The organism is Candidatus Desulfatibia sp., assembly GCF_036446775.1.
Classification (GTDB): Bacteria; Desulfobacterota; Desulfobacteria; order Desulfobacterales; family UBA11574; genus Desulfatibia_A.
The window spans coordinates 1-23133 of sequence record NZ_JAZFTO010000007.1 but is presented as its reverse complement, the minus strand read 5'-3'; the positions used below and the strand labels follow the sequence as shown (position 1 = coordinate 23133).

Annotated in this window: 13 protein-coding genes; 8 read left to right on the top strand and 5 right to left on the bottom strand. The window is 47.5% G+C overall.

Annotated features, from left to right (window positions below; translation table 11 throughout):
• A partial coding sequence (locus V3S16_RS00340) for a gamma-glutamyltransferase (RefSeq protein ID WP_413882681.1) occupies positions 1-407 on the bottom strand: 407 nt, incomplete at its 3' end.
• 466 nt (positions 408-873) lie between these two features.
• On the opposite strand from V3S16_RS00340, the gene hxlA reads away from it, so the two are divergent.
• Positions 874-2160 (top strand): 3-hexulose-6-phosphate synthase, encoded by a 1287-nt coding sequence (gene hxlA, locus V3S16_RS00335; protein WP_413882680.1) that lies wholly within the window; start codon positions 874-876, stop codon positions 2158-2160.
• Positions 2161-2390: 230 nt separating this feature from the next.
• Here hxlA and V3S16_RS00330 read toward each other — a convergent pair whose 3' ends face one another.
• The 4 genes from V3S16_RS00330 to V3S16_RS00315 form a co-directional block, all read right to left on the bottom strand.
• A complete protein-coding gene (locus V3S16_RS00330) occupies positions 2391-3047 on the bottom strand; it encodes an MBL fold metallo-hydrolase (RefSeq protein WP_413882679.1) in 657 nt (218 codons plus the stop codon).
• Positions 3048-3383: 336 nt separating this feature from the next.
• Entirely contained in the window at positions 3384-4424 is a 1041-nt protein-coding gene (locus V3S16_RS00325) for an MlaD family protein (RefSeq protein ID WP_413882678.1), read from the bottom strand.
• A 35-nt stretch (positions 4425-4459) separates the two neighbouring features.
• On the bottom strand, positions 4460-5131 hold the full coding sequence (locus tag V3S16_RS00320) for an ATP-binding cassette domain-containing protein (protein WP_413882677.1): 672 nt from the start codon (positions 5129-5131) through the stop codon (positions 4460-4462).
• An 8-nt stretch (positions 5132-5139) separates the two neighbouring features.
• Positions 5140-5940, bottom strand: a complete 801-nt coding sequence (locus V3S16_RS00315) for an MlaE family ABC transporter permease (RefSeq protein WP_413882676.1) — start codon at positions 5938-5940, stop codon at positions 5140-5142.
• A gap of 298 nt (positions 5941-6238) precedes the next feature.
• Between V3S16_RS00315 and V3S16_RS00310 the strand changes: the two genes are divergently transcribed.
• The 7 genes from V3S16_RS00310 to V3S16_RS00280 form a co-directional block, all read left to right on the top strand.
• The gene (locus V3S16_RS00310; RefSeq protein ID WP_413882675.1) at positions 6239-7306 is read left to right on the top strand and encodes a hypothetical protein; all 1068 of its coding nucleotides are present in this window, start codon (positions 6239-6241) and stop codon (positions 7304-7306) included.
• A 29-nt stretch (positions 7307-7335) separates the two neighbouring features.
• Positions 7336-9348, top strand: a complete 2013-nt coding sequence (locus V3S16_RS00305) for a CsgG/HfaB family protein (protein ID WP_413882674.1) — start codon at positions 7336-7338, stop codon at positions 9346-9348.
• A 3-nt stretch (positions 9349-9351) separates the two neighbouring features.
• On the top strand, positions 9352-11340 hold the full coding sequence (locus V3S16_RS00300; protein WP_413882673.1) for a hypothetical protein: 1989 nt from the start codon (positions 9352-9354) through the stop codon (positions 11338-11340).
• A 251-nt stretch (positions 11341-11591) separates the two neighbouring features.
• Complete coding sequence (locus tag V3S16_RS00295; RefSeq protein ID WP_413882672.1) at positions 11592-11873, top strand: hypothetical protein; 282 nt, start codon at positions 11592-11594, stop codon at positions 11871-11873.
• A gap of 165 nt (positions 11874-12038) precedes the next feature.
• Positions 12039-15731: a hypothetical protein gene (locus V3S16_RS00290; RefSeq protein ID WP_413882671.1), complete on the top strand. Its 3693-nt coding sequence runs from the start codon at positions 12039-12041 to the stop codon at positions 15729-15731.
• Between the two features lie 207 nt (positions 15732-15938).
• The gene (locus tag V3S16_RS00285) at positions 15939-16520 is read left to right on the top strand and encodes a DUF1318 domain-containing protein (protein WP_413882670.1); all 582 of its coding nucleotides are present in this window, start codon (positions 15939-15941) and stop codon (positions 16518-16520) included.
• On the top strand, positions 16517-23133 hold a 6617-nt coding region (locus V3S16_RS00280; protein ID WP_413882669.1), incomplete at its 3' end, for a tetratricopeptide repeat protein. The genes V3S16_RS00285 and V3S16_RS00280, both read left to right, overlap by 4 nt.

Sequence of the window (23133 nt, the reverse complement as noted above, 5' to 3'; positions counted from 1 at the left end):
TCGAATAATTCAGCAAAGGGAACTCTCCCAAAGCGCTCCGATAGCTTTGACCAGGTGTCTACCGCGCCGGGTATGGTAACCGCACCCCAACTCAACGCCGGGATGGTTTTTTGTCCGGCGAATTGTTCCGGCGACAAAGCCTTGGGCGACCTTCCGGACCCGTTAAGCCCGCTGAGCCGTTTTCCATCCCACACGATTGCGAAGGCATCGCTGCCAATACCATTGCTGGTAGGTTCCACCACAGCCAGTGTAATCGCCGCCGCCAACGCGGCATCTACGGCGTTGCCGCCCTTGCGCAACATATTCAATCCCGCTTGAGCGGCCAGCGGTTGGGATGTCGCAACCACATTTTTCGCAAATACCGGCATCCGCTGAGATGCATAAGGAAAATCCAATGAATAAGTCATTTGTGAAGGCCCTCCTTAATTATGTTAATCGCTCAAAACCTACCACACTACCGCAAAGGATCTCTTTAAAAGGCGGCATTGGTAAACGTAAGATTAAAAAAATGTCACCCATTAAAATGATAGTCAAGAGAAAAAACCGCGCCTCTTGGGAAAATACACTTTTTCGTTTGAGCCCCGCGTGAACGGCGTGAGGATCTCGAGGCTTTGCTGCCATTTAAGCGCGAAGATACCGCCGGCCTTTTCCGGGTGCGGGCAACTAAACGGCATGGATGGTGCGACCACCGCGGCTAACCAGATCTTGTCAAGCCAAAACCACGCACAGCTTGGGATATGAACAGGAGGTTTATGGTATGAGGTGTTTGATAAAGCCTTGACAAACAGCCTCCATTAGGATTTTATCCAAAAAAAGTAAAAGATGTAGGCAGGCTTTTATCACGGCACACTGTCATTGAGTAATGGAGGACAAATGAAACCAATTTTGCAGTTGGCTTTAGATTTTGTAGATTTGAAACGGGCTCTGAAGAACGCCCAGGCCGGAATCGCCGGTGGAGTTGACTGGCTTGAAGCGGGCACGCCTCTTATCAAGAGCGAAGGGCTTCACGCCGTCCGGGAACTGCGCCGACTTTTTCCAGACGCAACCATTGTCGCCGATATGAAGATTATGGACACCGGACGGGTGGAAGTTGAAACCGCCGCCAAGGCCGGTGCAAATATTGTAGATGTGCTGGGTGCATCCAGCGAGGCTACCATCAGGGAATGCATCCAGGCGGGCAAAAACTATGGTGCCAAGATTGTAGTGGATATGATTGCGGTGGATGAGGTCCTGTCCAGAGCAAAGCTTGTTGAGGATCTGGGGGCCGACTATGTATCGGTCCATTGCGCCGTTGACGAGCAGATGGAAGGCAAGGATCCTTTTGATACGTTGCGGCAGGTAACCCAGGCATTGTCGATTCCGGTGGCGGTGGCCGGCGGCATTAATTCCGAAACAGCCGCCGACGCGGTGGAGGCCGGGGCCGCCATCGTTATTGTAGGTGGTGCCATTAGCAAAGCTCTGGACCCTGAACAGGCAACCCGCGAAATTCGCCAAGGACTGGACACAGGCAAAAGCATCAGTACCACCCTTTTTAAGAGGAAGGGCGAGGCTCAAATCCGGGAGATTCTGGAACTGGTATCGTCGTCTAATCTCTCCGATGCCTTGCACCGCAGTGGTTTTCTGCAGGGAATTCGACCGCTTTTTCCAAGCATCCGGATGGTTGGTAAGGCCGTTACAGTGAGAACTTATCCGGGAGATTGGGCCAAACCTGTCCAGGCCATTGATGTGGCTGATCCAGGAGATGTTATCGTCATCGACGCCGGCGGTGCGGGGCCTGCCGTTTGGGGAGAACTGGCAACTTATTCGGCCTTGCAGAAGAAGCTGGCTGGAGTTGTAATCGACGGCGCTTTAAGGGATAGTCCTGAAATCATGGCCCTTAAATTTCCGGCTTTCAGCAGACTTGTCATGCCCAATGCAGGCGAACCCAAAGGGTTTGGGGAGATGGGGGTACCAGTGACAGTCGGCAATGTGCGGGTAGAGCCGGGAGATTGGCTGTTGGGCGACGACGACGGTGTGGTTGTGCTGCCTCAAGCCCTGGCGGTGGAGTACGCCAACCGGAGTATGGATGTGCTTGAGAGGGAAAACCGTATCCGGGAAGAAATCAAAGAGGGGAGCACTTTGAGCAAAGTGACCGAACTGCTGCGCTGGGAAAAGAAATAGCGATCCGCTGATAAACTCAGCCAAGGGGCATCTGTCAGTGGAACGGCTTTCTTTTCACAGGAGTCTTTCCAACTGTAGAGGCGCCCGGCAGGGCGCCCCATAATAACATCTTTACCCTTTTCTTTGAGTTTTGAAATGTCATCGGTCAGGCGAATGCCGGCAACCACGTCTTCTCCTTGAGCGTTGGCGAGGTAATCACCTTCGATTCTCTCCCGTTGTGCCGTTACGCGTCAACGCCAGGCCTGTTCCAATTGTTCGAAATTGGCCTTGATCTCTTCGCTCCCGCTGATGATATCACCATGCCCCGGCAACAACCATTCTACATCGAGCCCGGCCAACCGTTTAATGCTTTCCTTGAGCTGTGCACCGTTTCCTCCGGGCAGATCCGTACGCCCGAACCCCCCTTTAAAAACCAGATCTCCGGTAAACAGCAGCTTCTGGTCCGGCCAGTATATGGAGACGGAACCCGGTGAGTGCCCCGGCGTGTGCATTACCAAAAAATCAAAGCCACTTATCGAAATATCGCCTTCTTTAAGAAAAAAAGCGGGTGCTATTGATTGGGAGGTTAAGCTCAAAGGAGTCTTTGGGTAATTGTCCATAGATTTTAAGAATTGCCAGTCCTTGTTATGCAGAGTTACCAGGGCGGGCTTTTCCTTAAAGAGCTCAGCAGCCTCCAGGTGATCCGGATGGGCATGGGTGCCTATGACCAGACCGATATCGTCGAGCGCCAGCCCTAATTCTCCCAGCCCTTTGTGTACGTGCTCAAACAGGCCGCTGTGCCCGGGATCGATGAGCATGCGGGTTGGTCCCGCAATCAAATAGGTGTTGCAATTGTTAGCAGTCGTCGACCGCCAGATAAAGCCATAAACGTTTTCGTTAATTTTCATTTGATAGCTCCTCAATCAATAACCAAAGGATGCAGTTTTGTGCTTTAAAAAAATGCCGCTTCAACGGCAATCCAATTTAAACCGTGTAGAACTCGAACATTACAAAAACGACTTGTGTCCGTAGTCCATTGTCCGTGGTCAGTTGTATGCGCATTTTTAAATGCTTAGATCGAGCATAGGTTTCAACGATGGCGCTTTCATGTATACTTGAATTTACAGCATTTTCTATCCTATGCTACGGACAACTGACAACTATCAACGGACATTACCCCGCAACGAATCAATCGGAACATATTTATGGAAACCGCTATAAAGGTATCTAAATTAAGGGACCATCTATTGCCGCAGCCCGGCATCCACATTCTTGCCTGTGGGTTCCGGGGGCAGGCGCGGCTTGAAAAAAAAGTTCTGCTGGAGAGATTGGACGACCTTGTCGATATTATTTACCGCTTTTCTGATTTCTTGAATCCCTCGCGATGTAGAGCGGGTAACTTCGGGTATATCCTGACTCCCCTTTTCGATATTGGCCAGAATGATTTTAAGCGTGCCGACAGCATCTTCAACATCTTTCATGGTTCGTTTGATATTCGGCACGCTTTCTAATATCTCTTTTTCGATCTCATGCAGCGTCGCCAGGGTCTCCTTCATCTGATCAGCGGTTGCAGGCGTTTTAGCAGAGGCTTCGGAAAGGTTTCCAATGATTTTTCCGACCTCATCGAGGTTGTCGTGGACTTGATCCAAAAGGGCGCTCGATTTTATTAAGCCGCCCACCGTTCCCTTGCCGGCATCGATCTCGTTGATCATCTTTTCGACCTGTGCCAGCAATGAGTTGAGACTTTCAAAGGCCGTAAAAAAAGGACCATGAGGGTCTCGCAGGATTTGAACGATCGATGTGATTTCCTGAGCCGCCATGATAATCATTTTGGCGGTCTTTTCGACCTGAAACTCACTAAGATAATCGGCTATCGATTTTTTCTTCTCAGAGGGTATGACTCCGCCTGCTTGAATCAGGGGTGCATCGTCTTCGCCGGGTATGATGGCAATATGCTCGGCACCCAAAACCGTAGGGCTCTGGACAGTGGCGGTGGTGCTCTTTTTGATTCTTGATCTGAATTCGTGCAAAATGCCCAGCTTGATTTTTACCTTGTCCCCTACCAGAAGTATCTTTTTGATTTTGCCGATGTTGGTGTTGAACAGCTTTACCGGCGTATTGACTTCCAGGTTATAACTTTGGTCAAAAATGGTATAATAGGTTATATAGGTTTTAAACCAGCCTTTGCCCCGGCCGATGACGATCACAGTCGTCAGCAGCAGCATGGCAATGCAGATGATAAATATTCCAACAGCTTTTTCTTTTTTGTCAAACTTTAGTTCCATGACGTATTGAAATTACAGTTTATGGATGGAAACTATTACATCGGAGCCTCGGCCAAAGTGCCGTCTGCAATCAGTACCTCTCTATTGGCAAAGGCTTCAATAAAGTTTTGATTGTTAGAGAAAAAAACAACCCCATGCCCGTGTTCAAGGGTATCTTTAAGAATTTCGTTAAAAAGACCGAAGCTGTTGTAGCCGAAATAATCTTCCGGGCGTTCAAGGAGCAGAACGTCAAAAGATTTAGTAAGTTCCCGAATGGCGATGGCAATACGCAAATCAACCGGGCGCAATTCACCGGGGCGAACGTCAAGCTTATCTTCAATATTAAAAATTTTACATAATTTCAGGGCTTTTTCATCTATGTCCAATGAGAGTGAATTCTCGAAGTAGGATCTCATTAATAGCAGGTTTTCCCTGACTGTTTTGTTGCTGAGCATAGCGGAATCCTGGCCGACATAGCCGATTTTCTTTTTAAAGGCAAGGAGATTGCGATAGTCTGAAAAATCTATAGTTTCACCCATATAGCGGTATGTGCCGCTTTGAGGGCCGACCAGCGTTGCCAGGGTTTTTAGAAAAATGTGAGCGTCATCCGCTACATCAGCCTTGATGGCACAAGCATCGCCCTCCGCCAGGGTAAAATAGATGTCTTTAAGAGAGTTTCCAAACCCTTCGCCGACAAGACTGTAATTAGAAAGTTCTATCAGATACACGTTGCTTCCTACATATAAAAAATGGCGGATATGATGATGTTGCCGATCAGGCAGAAGATCACGCTCTCAATGGCTGCTTTGGAAGTTCCTACCGGGATTTCCGTAATATTTTTCTTGATATCGAATCCGTGGTGGAGGCTTGTAACCGTAATAATGATCCCAAAGCAAAGGGCTTTGACAATGCCTACCGCAATATCGGCTGCCGTGATGGCCTTGCCGATCTGATCAAGAAAGTTTCCCATGGGGATGTTGGTTATGAGCCATATCAAACCGTACCCGCCTATAATCGACACCAGATCGAATACTATAAAAAGACAGCATACCGCCGCAGTTATTCCGACCATCCTGGGGAGGCAGACGATCCGCATGGGGTCAAGACCTGCCATTTCAAAGGCTTCCATTTCGTGGAGAACATTCATGTAACCGATTTCGATCGTAACGGCCGTGGCAGACCTCAGGATAACCAGAAAGGCTGTAATGATAGGGCCGAGTTCCCGCACTATCAAAATAACGGTGATCTTGCCAAGGTCGTAATGCCCTGCATATTTGGCAAATTGTACAATCAGTATGCTTCCGATCAGCAGGGCAATCGGAATAATAATCGGGAGCGCTTCCACACATGTGAAATATATCTGTTCCAGCACCACCCTTCTGACAATCACTCGGCCGGTTTGCGGTCTTTTGAAAATCAGCGTGAAGATTCGATAAGTTAAGGCGCACAAGTCTAGCACGTGATTGACGGATTTTATGGTTTTTCGGCCGATGCTCCCTAAAATTTGTTCCATATGAAATTTTACAATATACAACATACAAAGGTCAACCCAATTGGCCTGATAATTAGGGGCAGCCCGCATGCATCCGGTGTTTGGTGTTTTTGTTTTGCCTGCAATATATGCCGGCATATCAGCTTTTACTATTTTAAGCGATAATGCGGTTGTAATACTGCCGGCAATATACTGTAAATATAATACAAAACAAAGTTTCTGCTCAACTTTTGATGATTATTTGGCTTGTCATTTTAAATTGAGTGTGCCATATTTAAACGCTTTGAAATAAATAATTATATTCAAGCCTTTCAATCTTTTCACATAAGGAAAAATCCGGACCATGAAAAAAATCGTTTTCTATGTAATGACAGCTCTTTTCCTTTTTCCAGCGGGCCTGCAGGCCGGGAAAACGGTTACGGCCAAAGGGTTGAGTTTTTTTGAACCCGGCCGAGAGTTAATCGCCCGTGAAAAAGCTTTAGATGAGGCCAAACGCTCGGCCGTCGAAAAAGCCATGGGCACTACCATTGAGTCCAGAACTGCCGTAGAAGATTTTCAGGTGATCAAAGATCAGATAATGAGCCGTTCGGCCGGGTATCTTAAAAATATCAAAATTATTGAGGAAAACAAAACGGATCTGGGCACTTACGAGATCACGATCCAGGCAGAAGTTGAAATTCCGGACCTTGTCGACGATTTAGACCGATTCAAAAAAATTCTAAAATGGCAGAAAAACCCGCGCATAAGCGTTGTTGTCGAACCGGGCTTGAAGGCCGATTACCTGCCCACCGCCAAAAAGACGGCCAATCAGCTTATCGAGCGCTTAAAACATGACGGCTTTAAAGTTTTCAAATATTCAAAAAAAAGTAAAAATCAGATGGGTCTTTTGATCGGACTGAGTTTGGAACTCTCCACCCGCAAGACCACCTTTCAGGGTCTTGAACTTACCCTGAATGAGATCAGCCTCAGCACCAATATTTACCGCCCCGGGGATGAAGAAATTCTGGCCACCGCCAGTGCGGTGAAGTCCATGCCGGGAGAAAACAGACTTCAGGTTCTGGACAAAGGTGCAAAATTCTGTATCGATAAAATTTGGGGCCAACTGCGCAAGAAACTTTCCAGGCTCTGGGAAAAGGAATTGTACAGCGAAAGAGATATCTATCTAATCGTGAAAAAAATTGAATCACATAGCGAGGCCCTGGAAATCGGTGCAATTTTCAAATCCGATGTCAGCGGTATTGTGGACGCTCAATTAATCGGTTTTCGCAACAAAAAGGCCGAATACAATTTAAAGTACCGTGGCTGGCCCGAGCAGTTGTTAAATGAAATCCAGATGGCCTATTTTAAAAACAAATATTTTGAGCCGAAGCTGGAAACCATTCAGGGAAATCAAATCACTATAACAAAATAATATTAATTTTCGCTATAGGGAGACGAAAAATGAACAAAAGGATAAATTTCCACATAGGGCTTTCCATTTTGTTAGCGGTTTTTCTTTTTGGCTGTGCTGCCGCAGGGAAAAAACATTATGATACCGGCTTGCAGCTTAGCTCGGCCGGCAAATACACCGAGGCGATCGCCTATCTGCAGCAGGCCATCGAAAAAGAACCGAATAACAAAGAATACCAAAAGGCGCTTACTGATATTAAGAGTAATTTGATTGCCAATTATGTGACCGCGGGTTCTGAAGCACTTGGTTCCGAATCTCCGGTTACCATAGGAGCCATCAACAGGGCCAAGGATAAGCTTGCCAAGGCCCAGGAGATTGATCCCGAACACGCTGATGTCGCAAACCTGGCGGCAAGGATTGCAAAGCAGCAAGATGTGCTGCTGTCCGAAGTGAAAGCGCTCTATACCGGCGCCAAACAACAGATAGACGCCGGGGATTGGATCAAGGCCTATTTTAACTTGCGGCAAATTCAAAGTCGATTCCCCAATTACGAGGATTCGTTCCAACTTTTAAGGCAAGCTGTCGACCAAGGATCACAGGCTTCTTATCAGCAGGCCAAAGAGTTGTTTGACCGGGAAGATTTTGCGGGGGCCGGGGAACATCTGCGCAAGACCTTGGCTTTAAAAGGTGATCACGGACCCGCGCGCGAGCTTTTAAACCTGGTCCAGGAACGCGACAATAAAGATTATTTTGTCCGCCAGGCCCGCGAAGCGGTGATGGCACAAAAATGGGACCGGGCCGTCAAAACTTATCAACGCGCCCTTGCATACGAACCTGACAACAATACTTTAAGGAAGTTGATCGGCCTTGTGCGCACAAAGGCCGGAGAATTTTATGTCCGCAAGTCCAGGAGCCAGATGGACGATGGGTGGCTGCTCAAGGGTTTTGAAAGCTTTAGCCTGGCCAAAAAATATATGAATGCTCAGAGTGATTTCCAGCTTAACACTCTTAAGAAAGACCTTACATCCCGAGCCGCCTATACGGCTGAAAATTTCAAGGAGCAAGGTTTGTTCGGCGGCGCCTGGTTCTGGTATGGAAAAATTCAAAGCATCGATCCGGATTATCCCAAACTTTTCTTTCTTACCCAGGCCATGGAAGACAATATTCAGCAGAGGGTCCAAAAATCGATTGCTGTGTTTGACTTCAACAGTCCGTCCAACAACGCAGATGCCGGAATTATCGTTGCCAACAATCTGATAACCTATCTGTTCAAGAACGCCAGCGGAGATATCAAGATTCTGGAACGGGAAAATTTAAAATCGATCCTTGAGGAGATGAAGCTGGGACAGATCGGTGTGGTCTCCGGCAATACCGCCAAGCAGATGGGCAGCGTTTACGGAATCGATGTGGCTATCATGGGCAGCGTTCTGTTATATAATGTAGATGCGACCTCCTCGGAAGGGACCAAATCGGTGCGCTATAAGGTGGGCACCAAGATCGATGACAACATCGATTATTTAAACTGGAAAGCAAGAAATCCCAAACCCACCCCCATGCAGCTTTCGAAGGCGCCCCCGGCTAAAATAACAATACCGGTATATACGGAAAAGGATTACAAAGTTTCCAAACATAAAAAAGTCGGATTTGTGCAACTCTCTTTTCGCATTGTAGATGTGAGCACCGGAGAAAACATCCAGGTCAAAACCATAGAGGCCAAAGAGACCGTGGAGGATGAAACCAGCGCCGGCCTTCCGGAGGCCAAAATCAAATTCGATCCCCTGGAAATTCCTACGGATACCGAGATTCTTCAAAAAATGACGGAAAAGGTGGTGGCCGACCTGGGCCGGGAGGCATTGAGCCCGCTGAAGAATCTGGAGACGAAATCTTTTCAGGACGGTGCCAAGCTATTGCGCCGCCGCGCTAATCTCAAAGCGGCCGAAAGCTTTATCGATGCCATTTTTGACGAAAAAATGAAACGCGTTCAGGGATCTCCTTTATCGTCCAAAGCACAGGAGCATCTCGAGTATATTTTCCTTAATTATAAAGTCCGAATAGGGGGCTAATGTATGTTCCGTGTCAGGAACATTGCGGTGACGGCAGTCGTGGTTGTTGCAGTGCTCTGGGGCGCAGCTTATGCCGGGGCCGCCCGCAACGCTCTGGCAATTTTTAATCTCACACCTACCAACATGGAGGCCATGGGATATGATGGTGATATTTTATATGCGTTGATATCCGCCCTGGAAAGGCAAAAAACAATTGAACTGATGTCCAGGCGCGACATGGAAGAAATTCTTTTTCAGGCGGGGCTGGTTCAGGGCGGTGGTACGGCATCGGTTGCTGAAGCCGGCAAAGCCCTGGGGATCAATTTTATCCTTTTCGGAAGTGTCACCAAAAAACCCGGGCGGATTCTGGCAACACTCAAGCTCATGGACGTTGAAAATAAGCGGCTGATTAAAACCTGGAATAAAAGTTTTGCCGGGCGTGGAGCCATTTTGAACGAAATCCCGAAATTTGCCGCAGAGTTGACCGACACAATCAGCAACAGGGAAGAATCGTATGCCGTTCCTGCCGCGGCTGCGGCCCAGATTGCAGTTAAAATTGAGAATCTTAGAGCCAAAAGCCAGGGGAAAAAGGTCTTGCTGACATGGAAATTTGACCCCTCCCAACCGATTGTCGGCTTTAATGTCTACCGCTCGGAAAACTCAGAAGGTCCCTATCAGTATCAGGGCCAAACAGACCAGAACCTCTTCGATGATGCCAAAATCAAGCAAGGTAAATCCTATTACTACCGGGTAGGGCTTAAGCTAAGTTCCGGCGAGGAGATTAAGAGCAGCCTTACTGCCCAAATCAAAAGCGCCGGTGAAAAAATTCCCCATCCACCGCTGGTTATGGGCGGCATAGGTTACATCCGGCGTACGGAAATTAAATTCGTCCCCTCGCTGATGAACGAGCAGGAAAAATTTAAGATAAAAGCATACAAAGTCTACCGCAAAAAAAGTGCCGACAGCAGTTGGAAGAATATATCTTCCGTCAGTGCCAAAATGACATCTCAATCGGAACTGGCCTTCAAGGTTGAAGACAAGCAAGACTTAGAGGACGGTGAGACTTATTTTTATGCGGTTGCAAGTTTGGACAAGAAAAAACGGGAAAGCCCGATGTCGGATCCGGTAATCGTGAAAACGATTGACCGCCCTGTTTTAAAGATTGAGCAGGACAACCTTTTAAGGAAAATAAGCATTGCCTGGGAGCCCCAGGAAAACATTGCAGGGCATTACCTGTATCGCAGGCAGGGCCAAAATGAATGGCGCAAGGTGGCCAAAATTAGAGCCCCTGCAAAACCCGGCGTTACAGATAAGAAAGGTCTTGAGGATGAACAAACCTATCAATATCACCTGACAGCTTATGATGCTAAAGGTGAAAGCGGCCCCTCAAATACCATCCAGACCAAGACCAAGGATCTGCCGCCGTTTCCTCAGGATGTTATCACCCAAAGCGGCCTGGTAAAATCCGTCAAAATTTTCTGGGCGCCCGTCGAGGATCCGGATGTCGGCGGTTACGCCCTTTACCGGGGAACCGGCACCGCAGACCTCAAAAGAATAACCAAGGTAAAAGGATATAAATCCAACAGCTTCCTGGACAAAGGCAGAGGTTTCAACCCTTTGAAAGACGGGCAGGACTACTTTTATACAATCGTCAGTTACAATCTCTTTGGTGCGGACGGAAAACCCACCAGGGCCGTCATGGCAACCACCAAGCCAAGACCGACCCCTGTCCAAGGAATCATGACGACTAAAGGGGCAGATTATATTCAGATAAAATGGGACAAAAATCCGCAGAACGATATCAAAACGTATATTCTCTCCCGCAGCCGAAACAATGGATACTGGTCTAACCTGGGGAAACTTACTGCTGATCAAACCGTTTTCAAAGACGTTGACCTGAAACCGGGATCCAGCTACCGCTACAAGATCATTGCCCTGGACAAAGACGGTCTTAAAAGTGATCCGGTAGAAAGCGAAAATGTTGCGAGTCCTGTCGTCAAGCCTAAAAAGTAATCGTCCAACTTGATTCTACCTGCTACCGACTGCCCTCCTGACACTTTACAAGAAGATCAGGCCGACAGCTCAAGTTATCGCCTTAATTTTGCATACTAAATAATTCAGGGGTCGGGGAGTTTTCTCTTATGGTCGCTTCATGGAAAATCCATTCCGCTGACAGATAATGCTCTATAATAAAAACTCCCCGACTGCTGAAATATTTTAAATTTTTTCACTGTTAACAAATATCAAAAACCAGGGAGGAAAAAATGCAGAAAAGATTTTTTTGTCTTACAATGGCCTTTTTGTTGGTGTTGTCCGCCGCACCGCTTTACAGCGCTGAGCAACCGGAAGCAAAGGACAGGTTTCAATTGTTCAATGCGGATTACAACTCGGTCTTGATTCAAACCAGCAAAACAACGGTTTTTAACGAAAAAAAATTGTTCAAGATCGACACAAAAACCGGTGAGACCTGGATGCTTATCGACGTGTTTAAAGAAGGTCGGGACATAAAATACTGGAAAAAAATCAAGGCGACTCCAGGCAATTAAGCACCGCGTAGCCCTGAACTTCTGAACCCTGAACCTGTGAACGCCTACCGGATAGCTTTCAAGTGAACGTTGTCGCTCAATTGAGGTTGAAGTTTATTTTCATTATTTGTAGGCTTAAAGAGCCGAAAGATAACATAATTTTTTACGAATGCATTAATTTAACTCATGCCTGATACACCCACATCAGATTCAAAAAGCGGTATCGTCAAGAAACTTCTGCTCGTACTGGGTGTTACCGCGCTTATCATGGCCTCTTTTCTGGTTGGCCTGGTTGTTTTCCTGCCGAAGCTTGTTTCCACGGCAAGGTTTAAGGGTTTTCTTGAAAGCCGGGCTTCCAGCGCCATAAACCGCCGCTTGCAAATTGAAGAGCTCAAGTGGGAATGGTCCGAAGAAATTTTGATTAAAAATATCAGCCTAAAGGATGATCCGACTTTTTCGAGCAAACCGATGTTGATGGCCAAGAGTGCCAGAATAAAGATATTTTTTAGTGAAATACTAAGCGGCCGTCTGCATTTTGACTTTGTTATTGACGGCCTTGAGGCCGGGTTGATCCGCAGCAAGAACGGGCAGACCAATGTAGGTATGCTGCTGGCGCAGCTTAAACCCGCTGACACAACCAAAGAGGAGCAAGTGCCGCTGGATCTGAAGAATTTGGCCTTTTCTGTTCCTTTTGATATTCAAGGCCGGGTTCATCTTGACAATATTTTTGTGCGGGTTGAAGATCGCATGCTGAACAAACAGCTTGCACTGCAAAATGCGGCCGTACATATTGATATACCATCCCTTTATTTTGAACCGGCAGCACTGCAAGCTTATACGGATATTGCCATAGCCGGCCAAAAAATTCCCGACGCTCATCTGAAGATTTCAGTCAAGAACTTATTTAATCCAGAAGGAAGACTGCAAATAACCGCTGCATACATTGATATGGAGGGTGCCGGCCCCGGTGCCAAGTTTGTCTTCAACAGCAACCTTAACAAACTCAAGATGAACAGCCGCATAGAATTTGACCTTGCCAAGCTTGCCCGGGTATTAAAACCTTTTATGCCCCCACAGATTTCGTCGACTGCAATCGCGGGCAATCTAAAATTCATCTTGAACGCTTCCGGAAATACACCGGAGTCGCTAGCTTTCAATTCCACTTTAGAGGGCCAAGGCCTGGTCATTTCAAACGGTCTTTTAGAAGATAAAACACTTGGACCGCTAAACTTTAATATTAACAACCGAGGAACTCTGGATGCCTTCAAGGGAAGACTTTCCATCGAGCAAGGCGCACTTGTTTTGCTGGCAAAAAGTACAGCGGTTTGGAAAGGAGTAGTTAAAGATTTATACAGCACGGCGCCGCAGGCAGATTTTAAATTTGGACCGATACGTTTTGATATTGGTGAACTGCTTGATAAATCTAGTGGCTTCATACCGGAGGGTATAAAATTAAGTAAAGATAGTGCCCAAAATTTTCCGATTCTTGAGATAGTGCATGCCGGCTTTTCCGGGCCGGTGCCGTCGGGTCCCAACGATATAAGCATCAGCGATCTGGTTTTAAAGATGCCCGAGCTTCATTTTGCTCCCAAGGGATCTCAAGGTTTTCTGCTGTCAGCAAAAAACTTCAGGTTTGCCATTAAGAACTTAAGATCAACCCTCAAAGAATTTTCGCCCACACAAATGAGTTTAACAGCATCTTTAACCACAGACAGCCTCGCTGTTAAAGGGGAAAAGGATGTTAATGTCAAAAAGTTGTCAATTTCAAATATAACCGTTACCTCCAATGAAATCCATAAGTCTAACAATCCTCTTATTGGTTTAACGGCAAGTTTTAAAGTACAGGCAGCACTTACGGTCGACGAAATAAGTATACCGTCATTAATTGTTGTCAACAATGTTCAGCAAACCCTGGATGCAGAACTTGAGTTTCCTGCCGACATAAATGCCCGGCTTGCAATCAAGGATTTAAAGATAAAATTGCCGTCTTTGGTTATAGAAAATTCCAGGTACGGTCCTTTTAAAACCAATGCCAAGCTTAACGGCAGCATTGATAAAATAGAGCTTCTGGATCTGGATCCCCTGAATGTAGACATTAAGGGGATTACATCAAATCTGTCGGTTGACAATATCCTTGTAGCAGATTTTGAGGCTGATGCCGAGCATATGGCGGCGGCGCGTCTTAAGGCAAAGGGGAAAATTATTATAGCTCTGGCGCCCTTGTCTGAGAAGCTTATTGCCCGGTTTTATGATAAAATCAGGCTGACCGGCCAGGCAAGGCTCAACTGGGATATTGCCGGCAGATTGCCGCATAAGAGAGAAATAGCTAAGCTGGCGTCTTTAAAAATCAACTTCAAAAATGATTTGGACTTTGTAGACCGGCTTGCTACCAGCTGCACTCTGAAAGATGTCGGGGTTGACCTGACTGTTTCAGAGAATAATCGTTTAAAAGTTAATTCAATCTCAACCGGATCGCCGTTAAGCTACCGCTTTGACAACAAAACCGGCAAGGGCAAATTTGACGGTAAAATTTTAATTCGAGGTATTGATAAGGTGCCTTTTAACCTGGTCAGTGATAAACATTTAAGTGCCGACATCCTCGTTTCCGGCGAGCATGATTATCTTGAATCAGCAACTTTTTCTCAGGTCGTGAAACTAAAACCGGCAAACATAACGCATACTTTTGATCTATCATTAAGCGGCATGGATCGTATCTTTAAACGCAATCTGAAAATGCCGTTGCCGTTGTGGTTTAAGTATATCGGAGCTACTGCTCGCGGAACTTTGAATGTTTCGGAAGAAACCAACCTAACCGGGCTTGTTGACGGCCTGGACTTTGACGGCCGGGTGGAGACCGGCCTGGAGCTTCTGCTGGTTCCCGGCGAAAATATCAGGCTAAATGCCTGGGCCTCGAGTCCTGAAATGAACGTAAAGCTGGGAAAGTTATTTAGCGTTAAAAACCTGAAGACAAATTTGAATTTAAAAAAAGATTATCGTATTGTAACAGAAGAAGAGATAAAAGCGGAACAAAGCAAAATTGTACCGTTGTCAGTCAGAGTTCTAAGGGCTGAGTCTGGGCCGGCGGCCGGTTCTTCAAGCGCATTTGCGGCCGAAGATACGGCCGTTACAAAGTTCACCGGCGCATTGCAAAACCGTTTCAGCGCACAGCATGCCATTGCATTTAAGTCGGCATATATGGGACTCGGCCCCTTGCCGCTGTCCATTAATCACTCTGTGATAGATTTTGATCTGAACAAGGGTCTTCCAAATTCAGACTATTTTAGGGTTGAATTATTGGGAGGGACGGTTATCGGTTCAGTGGCAGTTTTGCAGAAAAACGACCTCTTTTTCCTGCAAATGCGGTTGGCCTTTTCAGGTTTAAATACAGAAAAAATATACCCGCTGGCCGGTGCAAAGGATAATGATGACAGTGAATTGAGCGGCCAGCTATGGGCTCTGATACCTTTGTCTTCGCAGATGAGCACTTTGCTGCAGGAGTTTCAGATGGATCTGAATCTGAGCCGCATAGGCACCCGCTCGCTTGAAAGATTGCTTTATGCGCTGGATCCTTCAGAGAGCAATGAAGCCATTGTATCCCAGCGCCAACTTTTGCGATTGGGCTCTCCACGCTGGATTAATGTCTACATTAAGGACGGCAGCCTCTCTTTAGACGGTGAAGTAGATGCGCAGGGTGTTCCGGTGGCCATACCGAGTCTCAGGCGGCTGAATATTGCCAATGTGGCCGGGCTTGACAATTATGCCGAATACCTTGCAAGTCTTGATCCGCTTGTTGCCGTCCTGAAAATCTTGGCGGCAAACAGCATCAAAATTAGCAAAGACGGTAAACATTTGAAATTTCAAACCTTAACTTCTCAGTAAGCTCTGAAAAGCAATATGGTAAAAGGCTTGCACAATAATTCATTAAGAAGTTACGGATGTAAGGTTTAAATATTTGAGCGGTCGGGGGGTTTTCGCTGTAAGACCGCTCAATGGATAATCATATTTTAAAACAAAACACAAAATACTAAACACCAAACACCTGATGAATTCTGCATTTTAGAATTCATCAAAACAAAAGAGGAAGCCATGAGAGCATTAATTGGAATTATCTTGATTTTTATGGCCGGGTGTACCCTGGCTGAAGTTAAGGTCGAAGTGATGAGCGAACGCACGGCTCTGGAAAATCAGGTCCTGGGCACTTATAACGCGCTTGACAGAGAAATGCTGCTGGTTGCCTCTGTCAGGGGGGTCGATTCCCGGGGACGCATCAAACCGCCGCCCAAGCACAGTCAGGAGCACAAAGATGCCGTAACAGCCATGCAGGCTTTAAGTTTTCATGCCGATGACCTGCTGACGTTTAAACAGTTGGGCTGGGTCGGAGAAAACAACACGGGGTTGGTTGAAATTTTTCAGATGGACAAAGAGGATGTTCCTGAGAGCCTTAAAGATTTTGCAGAACGATTCAAGCCGGAAGAATTCGAATACGTGCTTTCACAGATCAACAAATCAAGAGAGCTGGTTATGCACCGGGTTATTGATATGAATGAAAACCTGACGGAAGATGATATGCCCCAAATCCGCCGGATATTCGGCAAGCTCAACACGGAAAATGCCCGGCCCGGTGAAAAAATTCAACGACCCGACGGCACTTGGACGGTGAAAAAATGAAGCCAAAAAAATTCTTTATCCGAAAAGTCTTTCTCATCACGTTGTTTGTTGCTGCGGGAGCACTTTGGCCCTCTTTTTGCCTGGCAGGGTTACAAAAGGCCGGGCCCCGGATTTTGCCCGTCAACAAACCTGAACAAATAACTTCCGAAACCGATCCGGTTCTGCATGCCGCCGTTTCCGATGACGGTAAATGGATGGTTTATACTTCGGGCCGGGAAAACTTTACCGACCTATGGCTGCGTTCTGCTGATCCTGGCGTTGTTGTACTGCCGCAAAGATTAACCTCTGACCCTGCGCCGGAATCCTCACCGGCTTTTTCTCCTGACGGCCGGTTTATTGCGTTCACGGGTACGGCCAATGATGTCAAAGGTGACATCTATTTGCTTGATCTTAAATCAAAGGAATCAGGGGCCATACGCTTGACCGGGAGGGATACCGCAGACGGCGGACCCTGCTTTTCCGCAGACGGCCGTAAGCTTTATTTTCATCAGGCCGGACCCGCTGATGAAAACAGACGGCTTGCGGTTCTGGACCTTAACGGGAAAGACAGGACTCCCGTGCTTTTAAATACCGGGGGTGACGGCTCTTTTCCTGCGATTGCGCCCAACGGCAGGCAGCTGGCCTTTGTTAGTTACCGGAATGATCCGGCCGGTGACATCTTTGTATTGGATTTAAAAGATAAAAATGTGCGGCGCCTGACCCGGGGGCCTTACATGGACGGCTTTCCTGAATGGTCGCCCGACGGCAGTTATGTTTATTTTTCCCGTATTGCCGTTGATACCGACCAAGACGGCCAGCTTACCCAAAATGACAATCCCACAATATACAGGGTAAAAGTTAAAGACAAGCATCTTAGACCTTATCCCTTGACTTTATTTACTTTTTCGGCTTCCCAGCCTCAACTGTCCGGACCCAAGCTGTTTTTTCTATCAGATAAGGGTGGTGTTAACAATTATTGGTCCATACCGGCAGAGGGCTTAATACCTGTAAAGGACAGTCCCGAAAAGCAGCTGGCGCTGGCAAAGAAACTTTCCGTAAAGATCCCTCCGGATCCGTATCTGACCTTACTTGCATATTACAAGGTTTTAGAAAGGTATGAAAATGTGAGGCCTTGGGGGGCTAAGGCCGCCTTTGAAATTGGAAAGATTTATAAAGAACTGAATATGCCTGTCTTGGCCGGTTTGGCCTTTAAGGTTGTAATTCAAGGCTACCGCGACATTCAGCCGGAAGCCGACCTTGCTTTTATTGAGTTGAATATGATTGATACCACCGCACGTTTAAAATTTGAAACTGATCAATCAAAGCGGTTGGCGTTGATACAGACAGGCATGGCTCAATTAGATAAAATCGCCGGCAGCAAGAACCCTAAAATAAGAGCTAGGGCGAACATCGAACGCGCCCGGCTGCTCTCTATGGCCGGCCGGGATCCGGCTTCTCTTTTTAAAGCTGTAAACCTGCTTGACGCGGTTATCGCCGACTATCCGTCAGCAAGGTCTCAGGCTGCCGAAGCCATGATCTTAAAGGCCGATATTTTCAGCAAAATAGGAAGGCCGGATGAGATCTACCCGGCCTATATAGCTGTGATAAAAAGCTATCCGGATGTCAGTGTCTGGTCTGATTTAGCTGTGGAACGCATACTGCAACTCACGCTGGCCAATATTGAGGATAAAAAGATTGCAGAAAAAATAAAATATTTGCGAAATTTTGCAGATAAACATCGCCGGGAAAATCCACTTTTGTCCATCGGGGCCTTAAACCGTATAGGGGATCTGTTTTACAGTATTGATGAGTGGCCCCAGGCCAAAGCTGTATACTATCAAACCCTGGAGCAGTTTAAAATTTTGAACACCCAGACATCCGCCGCCAGGTTGTCTCTGGCTGAAATTCTTTACCAGGAAGAAAGATTCCGTCAGGCCCTGGACCTGTATGAAGCTGAAATAGCGCAAAGGCCTTATGAGGATAAAATAAGCAATCTGGCTCGTGCCGGTTACATACGCAAATCGATTGCTTCGGGAGAGTTTTTGTACCGCTTGGGTGAAATTGCTTCTGCCAATAAAATTTTTGCAGAAATGATCGCATATGATGATTTCATTGTGGAGGCCCACCGAGGGTATATAAAATGCGCGGCAGCTCTGGGTAATATTCAAGCAATGCTGGATAAATACAAAGAGAGGCTTGCACATGATCCCAATGATCCCATAGCCATTTATGCCACAGCACTTTCTCTTACGTATTTGAATGATAAAAAGTCACTAAAAGAAGCTAAAAAGCTGCTGCTGCGTGCTATCAATATCGACGGGGGGGTAGAGTATTTTCATCAGACCTTAGGGTATGTTTTTGAGGTCCTGGAAACGGTTTACCAAGCAAAGAGAACGCTTGAAATGGCCCTGGAGTCATACAAAAAAGCGTATTTTTTAAATGATCATAAAAACAACCCGGAAAATGCCGCCCATCTTCTCCTTAACCTGGGAAACACGTATTACCTTCTCGGCCAGTATCGCAAGGCTTTTTTATATTATACACAACGCTTAAAGACAGACATAGCCTTTGACAACTATAATACAGAGATACTGTTTTACAGGCGTTTGGGAGCTGCGGCCTTTCAGGCCCGCGAAGCGGCCCAGACCATTAAAGCCTTCACCAAGGCTCTCGAACTGATAGAGGGCCGCATGGAACCACAGCAGGCTTCTGATGCCTTTGACAGGATCAGCCGTTATATAATGGATCGGGTTGTCATTCCGGGGATAAGGCATGCGGATATAAGCAATGCAATAAAAGCTATTGCCGCCGCCCAATCGGAGATAAACCGCAGCTTGTCTAAACTGCATCACAAAGATATTCTGCCGCCGCCCGCACCTGATTGGCAAACATACCGGACGGGGGTTGAAGCATTACTGACTGAGCAGAAAAAATTAAACCGTCAGGTAATCTCATTGCTTAAGAAACACAAAAAAGCAGGACCGCCGGCGGTAGAAGCTGATGAAACCCTGTCCGGCATGTTGATCAAGGTCAACGAGGCCTTAAGGTTTCCGGAACGCCTGGTGCAACTTAAAGCTGAAATGCTTGATCGTCTGGGCCTTGCTTATCAGGAAGCCGGTTACCCTGAAAAAGCTGCCAAGACCTTTGAGAAGGTCTTGGCATTAAATAAGGATCTGGTTGATCAGGGACTGGGAGTGCCGGCAAACCTTGCGCGCAACCGGCGCTCCGCGGCCTACAATGCCTATCTTTGGGCTGAAACGCTTTCAGGCGAAAAGCGTAGAGCACTGCTGCAAAAAACAGCCCGGGACTTTGTCAGTGTGATCGACCTGGTGGAAAAGTTCGGTGTGCCCGATAAGCAACCGGCGTCAGGCCGCGGCCTGATAAATATCGCCGTACAAGTGTCAGCAGATGAAATCGGTGCCACTCAGGCAGGCCGTGGTTTTACGGCCCAACAGGAGATAAGGCTGGCGGAAGCCTTCCTGACCCGTATTCACCTGGAGCTTGGTGAATTGAGGCCCGCAGAAGAAGCCGTCAAAAAGCAGCTGGCCGCGTATCCTGTCAGTAAACCGGTCTCAGACAAAAACGTTTACGGCGTATCGCTGCTTTACCACCGAGCCGGACAACTGGCCGCCGCCCGCGGGAAACTTGCCGAGGCTTTTGCATATTTTAGTTACTCTGCTGATTTGTCTTTGCGGATGCAAAACCCGGTAAGCACGGCTGTTAATGTAACCAATATGGCGAGTCTGCTGGCGATGATGTCCGCCGGGACTCCCGCAGTAATGGAGCTGGGACGTCAACTGGAAGCTCTGGACACAAAAACCACCCAGCTGCTGGCCCAAAATCCGGTTGCCGCCGACAAGCCGGTCGCCGCTGTCTACCATAACAAGATGGGGGTTTATGGGCTGAACTTCCCTAAACAGCCGGCCGGCAATCTTAAGGCCGCTGTTTTACAGACAAGGGCCCTGCAAATGGCGGCCATACATTTTAAAAGGGGGCTGAAATTACTTGAAAAAGAACAACACTACCATAACCGGGAAAAGCTGGCACTAATTGCTGCTTTACATCTTAATACGGCCGGGGTCGCCCTTGATTTTGCAGCCAGGCAAAGCGCTGCTAAGCATTTTGAATCAGCGCTGCAAGCAGCCCGGCGCGGCATGCTTCCCGAACTGGAATGGCGAGCACTTGCCGGCTTGGGTCGCTTGCAGGCAGCCCTTGATGTGCTTGATTCCGTGACGCTTTTAAGAGCAGGTTGCGGCCCCGGTGAGATTGTGGCGGTATTGGGCCCGCTTGTAGCTGATCTGGTCAAAGAAGGCAAAGCCGAAGAAGCCTTTAATCTTGCTGAGCGCCTTGCGGAGCTGGAAAGATTTAACCGGCTGGCCCTTGTTGCCGGTGAGTTGCAGGAGAAAGCAAAAGATTCTTTCAGCCGAACTGTTTTCAGGAAAATATATATAAAGCTGGAACGAATACAAAAACTGCGCAAAAAAATTGCCCGGGCGCAAGGAGAAGAAAGAGAGTATTTGACAGAGGAATTGAGCCGCGAGAGCCGGCTAATTGAAGAAAAATTAGGAAAAGATAAACAGGCGCTGCCCGATGCTATCCGTCTTTTGCAGGACAATCAGACCCAAGAGACGTCTCTGATCCTTTTAGGGCTGGCCGTACATGCCGAAGAGACCGCCGATGCCTTGGTCAAAACCACGGACCAAGACAGGGCCTCAGCCCTTTTGAAAAAGTACAAGCACCTTGTTGAACGCTATCAGCAGGTAAGGCAAGCAGCGGTGGCAGCAAGGCCCGCGGAAACAGCTGCAGATATTATTACCTTTTTCGGACCGGAGCCTTTTAGGGCTGCTGATGTTAGGCAGCATCTGCCCGCAGCCGGCAAACTGGTGCGGTTGTTTGCTGTCGATGATGCAGAGCCGGGCTATATTGTCTTTACAATTACTCCCCTGGCAGTGGACGCCACCCGGAAAGCATTAACGCCGGATGCTTTGAAAGATTTTATAACATCTGCTGAAGGTTTGCTGTATGTGGGCTATGAAAATATCAACAGCATCTTTGAACATATGCCTGACGATATACCTATATCTTATACATTAAGCGGCACTCACCTTGTGCGTTCCATCATTAACCGCAAGCCTTTTAAGCGCTCTCTGCTGGTCTTTCCCGCTGTTGACAAAGATATTGCAGGCTATGATATTAAAGTTCTAAAAGGGTTGTCAGAGAGTGAGATCTTGCAAGCAACCCAAAGTGCAAATATATTTTTGATATCCGACAGGGTTTCCCTGACAGCCGCCGTTCCCACCAAAGCAGGCCAACATCCAAAATATTTTCTGGCTGTAACAAGCCCGGACCCAACCGGCTCTGATCAAGCAGCAGGACGCTTTGAGAGTGTAAGTTTTGCGCCCGGCGGCTACACCATTCCGGTTCGAAGGCTGCTGGCAAACGCATCCCATCTGTCGCTGGCCCTGCTGCCCGCCGCATCAACTGCGGACGCTTATTTGATCGGACATCTATTTTCCATCTATGGATGTCCCTCCGTCATATTGCCCGACAAGCCCGCCCGCGGGTCAGATTTTGTGGATCATTTTTTAGAGGCATACCCTTTGGCATCCGCGCAAGAGGCCCTGGCCAAGGCCGGGTCTTTGTCCGGCAAAAAGCAGCGCTGGATACAACTGGGTTTCAGGGGTATGACACCGGCAGAGTCGCAAGAGTTTGCCAGGCAGTATTTTGCCCGCTATATTCAAAACGGCCAGCAGGCCTTGGAAAATGACAATCCTGCCAGGGCGCTTTCAATGTTTGAAAATGCGATCCAGATTGCCCAAACCGTGGAACAATTTAGTCAATATCTGGCCCCCCTTTATAACTTTGGCCGCGACAGCGCCGTAATGGTAAGAGAGCCAGAAAAGGCGGTTGCATACGGCCATGCCGTTGTGAAGCTTATGGCCGAGGAAAATCCCGGTTCAGAGCAGCACGCTCAAACTCTTTTGATGTTAGGCAGTGTTCATGCTCAATTTGAACAATATGAAAAGGCCGTTCCTTATATTGAGAAAGCTGTAAATATTATGGCGGATTTGGAATTAGGGCCTGAACAGATCGAAGCCCTGGCCGGCCTTAGCGTGGTTTTGGCAAATGCCACCTATTACAACAGAGCTCTGGTTCATTTACAATCCGCCGTTTCTTTGAGCAAAGTATTCAACCAGCAGGAACTGCTGGCAAGACACTATGTAAGCATCGGTGGCATATACGATCGCGGCTTGAATCAATATGCCCTGGCCGTCAAGGAGTACAACAAAGCCCTGACGATATATCGTCAAACCGGCCGGACAGCCGACATCGCCCGCATGCTCTTGAGCATCGGCAGGTGTTATCGATTGATGGGCAATTTTATCGAAGCCGCATCTTTCTACCAACAGGCTCTTAAGCTCATAGAGTCGGATTCTGAGAACATACGTCTGAAGGCGGAGATCATCTTTGAGCAGGCCAACCTGGCCTGGTTTCAGGCCGGTTATGAAGAGGCTTTTAAACTGCAGAGAGAAGTCTACAAGCTTGCGCGGCAGCACGGCTGGCCCCTGATGCAAACCTTGTCACTGAACACTTCGGGTTTGATATGGTGGACCTTGGGCAACAACCGCAAAGC

Excerpts from the sequence above, each read along its gene's own strand:
- V3S16_RS00295 (WP_413882672.1), top strand. The coding sequence starts at position 11,592 with ATGCAGAAAAGATTTTTTTGTCTTACAATGGCCTTTTTGTTGGTGTTG.
- hxlA (WP_413882680.1), top strand. The coding sequence starts at position 874 with ATGAAACCAATTTTGCAGTTGGCTTTAGATTTTGTAGATTTGAAACGG.
- V3S16_RS00300 (WP_413882673.1), top strand. The coding sequence starts at position 9,352 with ATGTTCCGTGTCAGGAACATTGCGGTGACGGCAGTCGTGGTTGTTGCA.
- V3S16_RS00285 (WP_413882670.1), top strand. The coding sequence starts at position 15,939 with ATGAGAGCATTAATTGGAATTATCTTGATTTTTATGGCCGGGTGTACC.
- V3S16_RS00290 (WP_413882671.1), top strand. The coding sequence starts at position 12,039 with ATGCCTGATACACCCACATCAGATTCAAAAAGCGGTATCGTCAAGAAA.
- V3S16_RS00310 (WP_413882675.1), top strand. The coding sequence starts at position 6,239 with ATGAAAAAAATCGTTTTCTATGTAATGACAGCTCTTTTCCTTTTTCCA.
- V3S16_RS00305 (WP_413882674.1), top strand. The coding sequence starts at position 7,336 with ATGAACAAAAGGATAAATTTCCACATAGGGCTTTCCATTTTGTTAGCG.
- V3S16_RS00315 (WP_413882676.1), bottom strand. The coding sequence starts at position 5,940 with ATGTTGTATATTGTAAAATTTCATATGGAACAAATTTTAGGGAGCATC.
- V3S16_RS00330 (WP_413882679.1), bottom strand. The coding sequence starts at position 3,047 with ATGAAAATTAACGAAAACGTTTATGGCTTTATCTGGCGGTCGACGACT.
- V3S16_RS00325 (WP_413882678.1), bottom strand. The coding sequence starts at position 4,424 with ATGGAACTAAAGTTTGACAAAAAAGAAAAAGCTGTTGGAATATTTATC.